Annotated in this window: 9 protein-coding genes; 8 read left to right on the top strand and 1 reads right to left on the bottom strand. The window is 67.7% G+C overall.

The window, feature by feature from the left end:
• Positions 1 to 34 precede the first annotated feature (34 nt).
• The 7 genes from ACYQML_RS07160 (at position 35) to ACYQML_RS07130 (ending at position 8873) form a co-directional block, all read left to right on the top strand.
• Complete coding sequence (locus ACYQML_RS07160; protein ID WP_461235124.1) at positions 35 to 1180, top strand: glycosyltransferase; 1146 nt, start codon at positions 35 to 37, stop codon at positions 1178 to 1180.
• 6 nt (positions 1181 to 1186) lie between these two features.
• Positions 1187 to 2479, top strand: a complete 1293-nt coding sequence (locus ACYQML_RS07155; protein WP_461235123.1) for an MATE family efflux transporter — start codon at positions 1187 to 1189, stop codon at positions 2477 to 2479.
• A 100-nt stretch (positions 2480 to 2579) separates the two neighbouring features.
• On the top strand, positions 2580 to 3764 hold the full coding sequence (locus tag ACYQML_RS07150; RefSeq protein ID WP_461235122.1) for a GNAT family N-acetyltransferase: 1185 nt from the start codon (positions 2580 to 2582) through the stop codon (positions 3762 to 3764).
• A gap of 656 nt (positions 3765 to 4420) precedes the next feature.
• A complete protein-coding gene (locus ACYQML_RS07145; protein ID WP_056454015.1) occupies positions 4421 to 4843 on the top strand; it encodes a helix-turn-helix domain-containing protein in 423 nt (140 codons plus the stop codon).
• Between the two features lie 138 nt (positions 4844 to 4981).
• On the top strand, positions 4982 to 6160 hold the full coding sequence (gene metK / locus ACYQML_RS07140) for a methionine adenosyltransferase (protein WP_419952972.1): 1179 nt from the start codon (positions 4982 to 4984) through the stop codon (positions 6158 to 6160).
• Positions 6161 to 6163: 3 nt separating this feature from the next.
• Positions 6164 to 6901: a tRNA (guanine(46)-N(7))-methyltransferase TrmB gene (gene trmB, locus ACYQML_RS07135; protein WP_461235121.1), complete on the top strand. Its 738-nt coding sequence runs from the start codon at positions 6164 to 6166 to the stop codon at positions 6899 to 6901.
• A 211-nt stretch (positions 6902 to 7112) separates the two neighbouring features.
• Positions 7113 to 8873 carry a sensor histidine kinase gene (locus ACYQML_RS07130; RefSeq protein ID WP_461235120.1) on the top strand — a complete coding sequence of 587 codons (1761 nt, stop codon included), beginning with the start codon at positions 7113 to 7115 and terminating at the stop codon, positions 8871 to 8873.
• A gap of 7 nt (positions 8874 to 8880) precedes the next feature.
• Here the strand turns inward: ACYQML_RS07130 and ACYQML_RS07125 are convergent, their stop codons facing one another.
• Positions 8881 to 9834 carry a hypothetical protein gene (locus ACYQML_RS07125; RefSeq protein ID WP_461235119.1) on the bottom strand — a complete coding sequence of 318 codons (954 nt, stop codon included), beginning with the start codon at positions 9832 to 9834 and terminating at the stop codon, positions 8881 to 8883.
• Between the two features lie 238 nt (positions 9835 to 10072).
• On the opposite strand from ACYQML_RS07125, the gene ACYQML_RS07120 reads away from it, so the two are divergent.
• Complete coding sequence (locus ACYQML_RS07120) at positions 10073 to 10672, top strand: superoxide dismutase (protein ID WP_018041792.1); 600 nt, start codon at positions 10073 to 10075, stop codon at positions 10670 to 10672.
• Positions 10673 to 10923 lie beyond the last annotated feature (251 nt).

Raw genomic sequence — 10923 nt, 5'->3', positions numbered from 1 at the left:
GGGCAGTTGAGGTTGGGATTGAGGTCGAGTCGGCATGCGCATCACCTGCGTCCACCAGGGATACGAGCTCTATGGGTCCGACCGCAGCTTCGTTGAGAGCGTGCGGATCATCCGCGCGGCCTATCCGGCTGCCGTCATCGACGTCGTCCTGCCCCGCACCGGCCCCATCGTGGGTGCCCTCGAAGGCGTTGCCTCGCGGATCGTCTTCGAGCCGCTCTGGATTCTCCGGCGCCGCGACCTGCCGCGCCTCGCCACCCTCGGCCTGCTGACGCTTCCTGTAGCGATGCTGCGCGCCTGGCGGCGGCTACGCGCGAGCGACCTCGTCTATATCAACACCTCGGTGGTGGCGGATTATCTCCTCGCCGCCCGGCTCTGCCCGGGTCGTGCCATCGTGCATGTCCACGAGATCCCGCAGGGCGCCACCCTGAAGCTGCTGCGCGGGCTGATCCGCTGGAGCGGGGCCGACATCGTGTTCAACTCCCGCGCCACCGCAAAGGCCTTCTCGCTGACCTCCAAGGTTGGCATGCGGGTGGTCTATAACGGTATCGCGGGGCCCGAGACGCCACCGGCCTTCACCTATGACGGCTCGCGTCCCCTGCGCCTGCTGATGCTGGGCCGGATCAGCCGCATCAAGGGCCAGGAAATCCTGGTCGAGGCGATCCGCGCCCTTCCACCGGAGGTGCGCGGGCGGATCGAGGTCCGCATCGTCGGCAGCGCCTTCGAGGATACGGAACGGGAAGAGGCGCTGGGCCGCCAGATCGCCGATGCGGGGCTCGGCTCGATCATCCGCCTGTCCCCCTTCGTCGACGATCCATCCGATCTCTATCGCTGGGCGGACGTGGTCACGGTGCCGTCGCGCCTGCCGGAATCCCTCGGCCGCGTGGCGATCGAGGCCATGGCCTATGGCCGCCCCCCCGTCGTGTCCCGCATCGGCGGGCTGACGGAGGTGGTCGAGGAGGGGTCGAGCGGCTGGGTCGTCTCGCCCGACGATGCGCCGAGCCTCGCCTCCGCCCTGGAGCGGATCGTGACCGATCCGGCTTCCTGGCAGGACTTTCCGGCGGCCGCCCGCGCCCGCTACGCGGCCCTGTTCGGGGAGGAGGCCGCCGCGGAAGGGCTGGTGGCGATGATCCGTGCCCGCATCGGCGGTCGCGCCGATGCCAGCGCCGTCGCGGCGAGCTGAATCGTCATGCACGGTCTTAACCGCCTCGCGCGCCGCTTCATCCTCATGCTGGGGGGCGAAGTCACCCAGAGCGCCTTCCATTTCGGGATCAATATCGTCCTCGCGCGAAGCCTGAGCCCGCACGATTACGGGCGCTTCGCCATTCTCTTTCTCGTGGGTGGACTGGCGCTCACCTACATCCGGTCGCTGGCAGGCGTGCCGGCCACCATCACCATTCCGCCGCGCGCCGGACGACGCGCGGCGCGTGGTTTCGATGTGACCTTCGGTACGGTGGCGGTCATCCTCTCCGCGGCGATCGGGGCCGGGGTCTGCGCGGCGCTGATGGCCACTTCGGACATCAACGCCCTCGCGGGGAGCCTCTTCGTCGGCCTCTGGTCGCTGCGCAGCTATCTTCGCCTCGCGCTCTTCGCCAAGCACCGGCCGGCGATCTCGGGGCTGGGAGACGTGGTCTTCGCCCTCTCGGGCACCGCCTTTACCGTGGCGATGATCCATTTCCAGGGCGTGCCCGGCCTCGACGAGACCCTGTTCGCCCTGGCCTGCGCCAACGGCCTCGGCATCGTCGCATCGCTCGCCCTGCTGCGGGAACCGATCCGGCTCAGCCTCGGCCGCTCGGTGCGCCGCCGCTACGGGGCGATGATCCCGACCCTGTCGTGGTCGCTGGTCAACGTCACCACCGCCAACGTCCAGGGCCAGGGGCAGAGCCTTCTCGTGGCCGCCATCGCGGGGCCGGCTGCCTATGCGCCGATGGCCGCCACCTTCGTGCTGTTCTCACCCCTGCGGCTCTCGGCATCCGCCCTCATCAACATGGTCCAGCCCGAGGTAGCGGGCCATCTCGCCCGAGGCGACTTCCCCCTCGCGCGCCGCTTCGCCTTCATCTGCTCCGGCCTGCTGGGGCTCGGCTGCATCGCCTACGGCGTGATCATCCTCTGGGCGCTCGAACTCATCGAGCACAAGCTGTTTGCCGGCCAGTTCACGGCGGCGCCGATGACGCTGATCGCGGTGGCGGCCTGGGCCATCGTCACGGTCTCCCTCATTCATGCGCCGATGAGGGTGCTGATGGAGACGATGCAGGAGTTCCGTCCCCTGGCGGTCATCGCGGGCGTGAGCGTGGGAATCGGCGCCGTCGCCGTCATCGGCCTGCTCTTGATCGCTCAACCGGCTTGGTCGCTCTTCGGCGTCCTGGGTTCGGAAGTCGTGGTCCTGGCGGGCTGCCTGTGGATGCTGAAGCCCTGGAGCTCAGCCCGTCACCCGATGCAGCCCGGCCTCGGCGGCGATCTCGAAGCGAGGCCCGGGCGATGACCCTCGACTCTCTCGACGAGGCCCCTCGCGCCGTCCATCGCGGCATCACCGCCCAGGCGGAAGCGTTCCGCCATACCACGATAGCCAGGACATCCCAGTCATGAGCGTGATCCCGGAACGTCCCGCACCGACGCTCCCCGTCTCCGCCCGCCGCTACAGCGCCCGCCTGCATACGACGATGGCGACGGTCGCCAGTCTCTGGAGTCGGCTAGAGACCGACGGGACTGCCACGGCCTATCAGCGTCTCGATTGGGCGACGGCGGTGGCGGAGCGTCTGAGCACCGAATCCAAGGCCGAGCCGATCATTGTCGAGGTGACCGACGCCAACGGGCGTCCGGTCATGCTGGTGCCCCTGGCACGTCTGCGCCATCGCGGCTACCAGACGATCACCTGGCTCGATCTCGGCGTCTGCGACTATGCGGCGCCGATCCTCGCCCCCGGGATCGACCTCTCCGCCGACGAGATGCCCCAGGCCTGGACGGCGATCCGGGACGTGCTTCCCCGGACGGACCTGATCCAGATCAGCCGGATCCCCGACGATGTGAATGGCCGGCCGAACCCGTTCGCCTCCCTGCCCGGCAACCGCCGGATGGACATGCAGGCCTCGGGCGTCGCCATCGACGGCGATGCCGAGACGCTTCTGTCGCGCCTGTGCCGTCCCAGTACCCTGAAGGACATGGCCAAGCTGCGCCGCCGGCTGGAGCGTGCCGGCGCCGTCACCTTCGTGGAGGCGCGAAGCGCCGGCGAGGTCGACCGGATCTTCGATGCGCTGGTCGAGCAGCGCCGCTCGCGTTTCGCCGAGATCGGCCGGTTCAACCTTCTCTCCCGGCCCGATGTCGAAGCGTTCTACCGCGACGGCGCGCATCGAGGCCTGACCGGCGGACCGGTCCGCCTGTTCGGATTGGCGGTCGACGGAGAATGGATCGCCTGCGCCTACGGCCTCGTCCATGGCGGCACCTTCCACGGCATCCTCCTGACCATGGCGGGCGAGGCCTGGCGCAACACCTCACCGGGCCTCCACATCGTCGCGGAAACCCTGCGCTGGGCCCGCGCCGAGGGACTCGGCTATTTCGATTTCACGGTCGGCGTGATGCCCTACAAGTCGGATTTCGGGGTTCAGACCCGGGATCTGAGCGAGCTCTTCGAGGTCGTGACCCTGCGCGGCCATCTGGTGAAGCGCCTGATCGCGGGAACCGAAGCCTCGAAGATCTGGCTGCGCGGCCATCCGGAATGGTTTGCCCGCGCGCAGAAGGCCCGCCGGTGGCTCCGGCGCAAAGTCGCCTGAGGGGACCTGCCGGAAGCCGGCCGCCGGCGACGAGGGGTAAAGCCAGGCCTATCGCTTCGAGCAATTAGCCTGCTGCCCTCGTCCGTACCGGTTGGCCTGCCCGCCCGATGATGCTAGGGGAACACGTGGTGAGTCTCCGTAGCTCAGCTGGACAGAGCACAGGTTTCCTAAACTTCAATTGGGCGCCGCGATGGGAAACCGCGCGGCGGATCCGCTCAAATTCGGGGAACGCCCAAGGCCAGCACGCGTGCTGGCCCGGCCGATCCCGAGCCAAGCCCCGGACTCATCCGGGGAAGGTGTAGAGACTAGACGGGCGGCGCCTAAAGATCGCGATGGGTCAATCCCCACCGGTCCATGGCGAAGGGATAGTCCAGACCACGAACGCTCCTGCACGGAGCGGCGGCGGAAGCCGAAGTGGGATGAAACCTGGGGTCGCAGGTTCGAGACCTGCCGGGGACGCCACCTCTCCATTCTCGACGTATCGTCCATATCCTGGACCAGGTGACGGCACGGAATAGCACACCGCGCCGTGCTTTTTCGGGTTGGGTTGAACCTGCGAACGTGGAAGAAACAGTAGCTGCGAGCGCCCTGAGCGACGACGATCTGCCCAAGTGCACGGCTCGCGACAGGATTCATGAGACTGCACGGGATCCGACATGGCTGGACAAAAGACCGATGCACGCGATGTCCATGTCGGCCTGCGCATTTCCGAGCAGAGGAAGAAATCGGCCCTGACCCAGAAGCGCGTCGCCCAGAGCTTCGGCATGTCGGCAGCGCAGCTTCAAAAGTACGAAAAGGGTATCAATCGCATCAGCGCGATCCATCTCGAGATTCTCAGCCGGATGACCGGTATGCCGATCGAATATTTCTTCGATGGCATGGAGCGCAGCGACGATGTTCCGGCTCAGGGGTTGAGCGAGGCACCGCAGCGGGCTTTCGTGAGGCAGGAGGGTCCGCAGGCCCAATGGGTCGGCCTCGTCGATGTCGTCGCCAAGCACGTGACGGAGCATTTCTCCGACGCCAGCCGCCGGGAATTCGCTGCCGCGATCCACGCCCTCGACGAGAAACTAAACGGCTGATCTAAAGTATGTTTTGTTCGTTTTAGCGGATACGTTCGGTTTGTCGTCTTGACCGGTCGAAGTGGGAGTGCCAGAAGCTCTCCGTTCCGAATACCGGGTCTAACGCTGCCGAGGCGAACCCGAAACCGGGGGGCCCAGATGCCGCGTTCCAACTACCTGTTCACCAGCGAGTCGGTCTCCGAAGGCCATCCGGACAAGGTCTGTGACCGGATCTCGGACACCATCGTCGATGCCTATCTGGCGGCGATGCCGGAGGCCCGCCTCGGGGTCGAGACCCTTGCCACCACCAACCGCATCGTCATCGCGGGCGAGGTGCGCGGACCGGATTCCGTGACCTTCGAGCACCTGGAGCACCTCACCCGTGAAGCGGTGAAGGACATCGGCTACGAGCAGTCGGGCTTCCACTGGAAGAACAACGACATCGCGATCCACCTGCACGCCCAGTCCGCCGATATCGCGCAGGGCGTGGATTCGTCCGGCAACAAGGACGAGGGCGCCGGCGACCAGGGCATCATGTTCGGCTACGCCTCGGACGAGACGCCCGAGCTGATGCCGGCGCCGATCTACTACGCCCACAAGATCCTCAAGGACCTCGCCGACGCCCGCAAGGCGAAGCAGGGTGACGCGGCCAAGCTCGGCCCCGATGCCAAGAGCCAGGTGACGGTGCGCTACGAGAACGGCCGCCCGGTCGGGATCACGCAGATCGTACTCTCCACCCAGCATCTCGACGAAACTCTCGATTCCGCCGATGTACGCGACATCGTCGAGCCTTACATCCTGGCGGCCCTGCCCCAGGGCTGGGTCGGCGAAGAGACCGTCTGGCACGTCAATCCCACCGGAAAGTTCGTCATCGGCGGTCCCGACGGGGATGCGGGCCTCACCGGCCGCAAGATCATCGTCGACACCTATGGCGGCGCGGCACCGCACGGCGGCGGCGCCTTCTCGGGCAAGGATCCGACGAAGGTCGACCGTTCGGCGGCCTACGCCGCGCGCTACCTCGCCAAGAACGTGGTGGCCGCCGGTCTCGCCACTCGCGCCACGATCCAGCTCGCCTACGCCATCGGCGTCGCCAAGCCCCTCTCGATCTACGTGGACCTGCACGGAACCGGGACGGTGGACGAGGCCAAGCTCGAGACCGTGCTGATGGACGCGCTCGACCTCTCGCCCCGCGGCATCCGCATCGCCCTCGGCCTCAACAAGCCGATCTACGCCCGCACCTCCGCCTACGGCCATTTCGGCCGCAAGCCCGAGGATGACGGCGGCTTCTCGTGGGAGCGCACCGACCTCGCCGACAAGCTCAAGTCGACCCTGTCCTGACCCGTGACGTACGGGCGGGATGATCTCCCGCCCGACGAGGGCGGGGCCGGAAGCGAGGGCGCGGACCGCGCCTTCTACGGCCGGCGCAAAGGCAAGCGCCTGCGTGCCGGACAAGAGCAGCGGCTGGCCGAACTGCTGCCGCGCCTGCGCGTGGCGTTGCCGAAAGCAGGCGCGAGGCTCGATCTGCCTGCACTCTTTCCAAATCCGGTCGACGAGGTCTGGCTGGAAATCGGGTTCGGCGGCGGCGAGCATCTCGCCGCCCAGGCCACGCTTTACCCGCAGGTCGGCATCATCGGCGCGGAGCCTTTCGTCAACGGCGTCGTCAAGCTCCTGCGGGCCATCGATGACGGCGAACTCGGCAACGTCCGGATCTGGGACGAAGACGCCACTCAGCTCCTCGCCGCCATTCCCGATGCGAGCCTCGCCCGCGTCTACCTGCTCTATCCCGATCCCTGGCCGAAGCGCCGCCAACGCAAGCGGCGGTTCGTCTCGGACGAGACACTGGCCGAGATTGCCCGGGTCCTGAAGCCCGGCGGCGTCTTCCGCTTCGCCAGCGACATCGACGATTATGCCGGCTGGACCCTGGTCCGCGCCGCGCGTTGCGACGCTCTCAGCTGGACCGCCGAAGCCGCCACCGACTGGAAACGCCCCTTCGCGGAATGGCCCGGCACCCGCTACGAAGCCAAGGCAATCGCGGCGGGCCGGGGCCCGACCTACCTGGAATTTCGTCGCGTCGGCTGATCGGTCGGGAGCGATGCGGCCGCGCCGAGCTCGGGCGCGATCGAAATTCGGCCACCGGTGACGGGTGCGCTCCGGCACAGCTTTTTCGTCGTAAGCCCTTGCGGCGCAGAGCGTTGCGTCTTCAGATACCGTGGCAACGAGCATCCGGGGCTACCGGAGCGAGTCTTGTGCCCCATACGAGTCCAGGGGCGCCGCCGAGTGAGGGTGCGGAGTGGGCAGCGGATCTGATCGAGGATCGCCAGTGCTTGGGGATGCGCGCTCCCCGGCCGACCCATATCGGCGCGGCTTCGAGGAGGCCGGGATCGGCCTGGTGATTGTCGATCACGCCACGAATCGCATCTACGATGCCAACCGGTTCCTGACGAACCTCCTGGGATACGAGACTGGAGACCTGGCAGGCCGGCCCGTCAGTGTGTTCGGCGACGATTCCGGCCTGCTCTCCACCGGCATCCGGCGCTGGACCACCGAGAGCGGCACCCCCCTCGACGTCCGTATCCGGCCATCCTCAGCCACGAACGAGGGCGTCTTCCACACCTTCGTGGTGGAACGGGTCGATGCCGACGATATCGTGCGCTCGGAGGAGAACCGCGCCGCCCTTACCGCCGCCGGGCTCGGAGAATGGCGGATCGATCTGGCCGACGGGCTCCTCAGGGTGTCGCGGCGCGCGGCCCATATCCTCGGCTTCCCGCCCGGCACGTCGCTGACCTGGCCGCAGGTCGCCGAGCTGATGGACGCGCCCGAAGTGGAAAGAGTGAAGACGACCGTCCGCGCCGCGATGAGCGACGGCACTCCCTTCGCCATCGAAGCCCGCCTGCGTCGGGCGGGCGACGACGTCGAGATCCGGATCAGCGCCAGGGGGCAGGCGATCGGTGCCGTGGGCGGCCGGTCCGGAATCGTCGTCGGCGTACTGCAGGATGTGACGACGCGGGTGGAGGCGCGCGACGCCCTCCGCGAGAGCGAGGAGCGCCTGCGTATCGCCACGTCGCTGGCCGAACTCGGCATTTTCGAATGGCACATGCTGGACGACCAGGCCGTCTGGGAGAACGAGCGCATGTTCGCGATCTTCGGGCGACACCCCGAAGAGGGAGCTCTGGGCAAGCGCGAATTCCTCAGCACCGTTCTACACCCCGATGACCGCCCCGCATTCCGCCAGGCGATCTCGACGGCTTTGCGTGAGGATTCCACGCTGCAGGCCAGCGGCCGAATCCAGCGCGCGCATGACGGCGCGTGGCGCATCATCGACATGGCCGGGCGCTTCGAGAGCGATGCCCCCCATCGCCTTCCCCGCCGCCTCATCGGCGTCGTCGCCGACGTCACCGAACGCAGGATCGCCGAGGAGCGGCAGGCGCTACTGATCCGTGAATTGCACCACCGGGTGAAGAACACGCTGGCGACCGTCCAGGCCATCGTCGGCTCGACCGCCCGCACCGCGTCGAGCATCGAGAGCTTCTACGAGGCTTTCGTGGGGCGGATCATGTCGCTGGCCCATACCCATTCGGTCCTCACCGAGGATACCTGGCAGACCGCGTCCCTGCGCAACCTTCTCGAGAACGAGCTCAGGCCCTATGGCGACGGTGCGTCGGACGGGCCGGGTACCAAGCGCATCGCACTCGACGGGCCGCCGGTGGACCTCGCCTCCGAGATCGCGGTCCCGATCGGCATGGCGATCCACGAGCTGACCACCAACGCGGCGAAACACGGCGCGCTCTCGACGCAGGAGGGACGGGTCGCCATCACCTGGAGCGTCATGGAGGATGCAGGCGGCAAGACGCTGCATCTCGAATGGTCGGAATCCGATGGGCCGCCGGTGCGGCCGCCGACCCGCCAGGGTTTCGGCTCACGCCTGCTACAGCGCGTGCTCACGGCCCAGGTCCGCGCCGACATCGCTGCGAGCTATCCGCCCGAAGGGTTCCGCCTGACCATGACGGCGCCGCTGCCCGCCCGGACCGAGGGGCTGAACCCCTTGGCCTGACCGGATGTCACGCCGCTCCGCGGGCAGCCCCATCTTCACCGCCCGCCTCGACGAAGGCCTTCAGTTCATCCAGGGAGTCGAAGGTGAACTGGCCACGTGGCGTATCCGCCTCGATAGAGCCGTTGGAATACATCACGTAAGTGTTGCCGCCGGACGCGTAGGTGCCCACGACGGTCAGACCGCCCTTGGCGGGGCCGGCGGCCGGTTCGACCTCCTCGGGTGAAGCACGCTCCGCAACGGGCTCCGGCTCGTCGACCACCGACGACCGCAGCCCGAGCGGCTCGTCCCGATCGGCGTCGCGCGGCGGCGAAGGCGGCACGACGACGGCGGCGGGCGCTTCCACGACCGGGGGCGCGGGCTCCGGCGCGGGGATGACCGTATCGACCATCGCCATCGGCTTCACCGCCCGAGGCGGCTTGTTCGGCTTGATCCGCCGCGCCGGCACGGCATCGGCTTCCGTCTCGGGCCCTCCCGTGCGGACCTGGTCCTTTCGCGCTTCCTCGACGGAAGGAGGTGGCGGTTCGGGCAGGAGATCCGGCAGGAGCGGCGATGCCGGGTCGCTGCCGAGGGGCGAAGCCTCGTCGGTGAAATGAGGTGGCGATGCGAGCCTCGGCTCGGACAGCCCCAGCGCGCTGGGGCGCTGCCGCCCGGACGGTGCCGGCTCCTCCGCGGCGTCGGTGGCGTCCAGCCCCGTCGGGTCGATGCGGCCCCGCCCTTCGGACAGGGCGGCCCCCTCCGCGCCGAGCCCGGCTACCTGCTCCAACAGGACACGCTCCAGGCGCTTCAGATAGGTGGCGACCACGGCGAGGCCGAGGAGGAGCGCGCCCGACGAGGCCGTGGCGGCGCCCGCGATGGTCATCGTCCATCCGCTTTCCAGCCTGACATAGGGAAAGCCCTGGACCACGGAAGCAATGCCGCCGACGATCATGACGACGGCGAGCGCGAACAGCGCGAGGATCATGGAACTCTCTAGATGACGCCTGCACGTAGGAAGTGCGGCGCGCACAGTAAGGCCCGGCCCGGGTTTTGCAAAATCGATCCGTGGAGAAATCCCCGTTCACCGTTCGATACCGGACGCCCGTTGCCCTTGGCGGAGGAGCGACTTAGGTACGAACGCGTTGGCCGGATGACGGCGCGACCCTCGCATCCCTCGGAGCGAGACCCGCCATCCTGTGCCACCAGACCCGGGAGACCTGCCGATGACCTTCACCCTGCCCGAACTGCCCTACGCCTACGACGCGCTCGGCCCCTACATGTCGAAGGAGACCCTCGAGTTCCACCACGACAAGCACCACAAGGCCTATGTCGATACCGGCAACAAGCTGCTCGAAGGCACGGGTCTCGAAGGCAAGACCGTCGAGGAGATCGTCACGGCGTCCTACGGCACCAACCAGCCGCTGTTCAACAATGCCGGCCAGCACTTCAACCACCTCCATTTCTGGAACTGGATGAAGCCCAATGGCGGCGGCGCGGCCCCGGCGGCCCTGGCCGCGAAGATCGACGAGGATCTCGGCGGCTTCGACAAGTTCAAGGCGGACTTCATTCAGGCGGGTGTCAGCCAGTTCGGCTCGGGCTGGGCCTGGCTCGCGGTCAAGGACGGCAAGCTCGCGATCCTGAAGACCCCCAACGGCGAGAACCCGCTGGTCCACGGCGCCAAGCCGATCCTCGGCGTCGACGTGTGGGAGCACTCCTACTACATCGACTACCGCAACCGCCGTCCCGACTACCTCAAGGCGTTCATCGAGAACCTGGTGAACTGGGAATACGTCGAGAAGCTCTACGGCGAAGCCTCGAAGTAAGCTCCGCTCTCACGGTCGCGCCGCGGGTCTTCTGGCCCGCGGCGTTGCCTTACGGAACTGCTCGCATCCATTAAGTCTGACGAGACCGTCGGAGCGCGGCACTCCTCCCCCTTGTGGGGAGGAGTTGGAGGTGGGGGTGGCTGGGCGACCCGCTGCGGAGCCCGGCGGAACCACCCCCACCCTCGCTCCCTCCCCACAAGGGGGAGGGAAGAACGCGCATCGACGAAGCGTTCCGTTTCCCTCTCTCCGGT

The organism is Methylobacterium sp. CM6244 (genome assembly GCF_054817885.1).
Note: the sequence above shows the minus strand (reverse complement) of the source record. Positions and strands in the feature narration are given on the sequence as shown.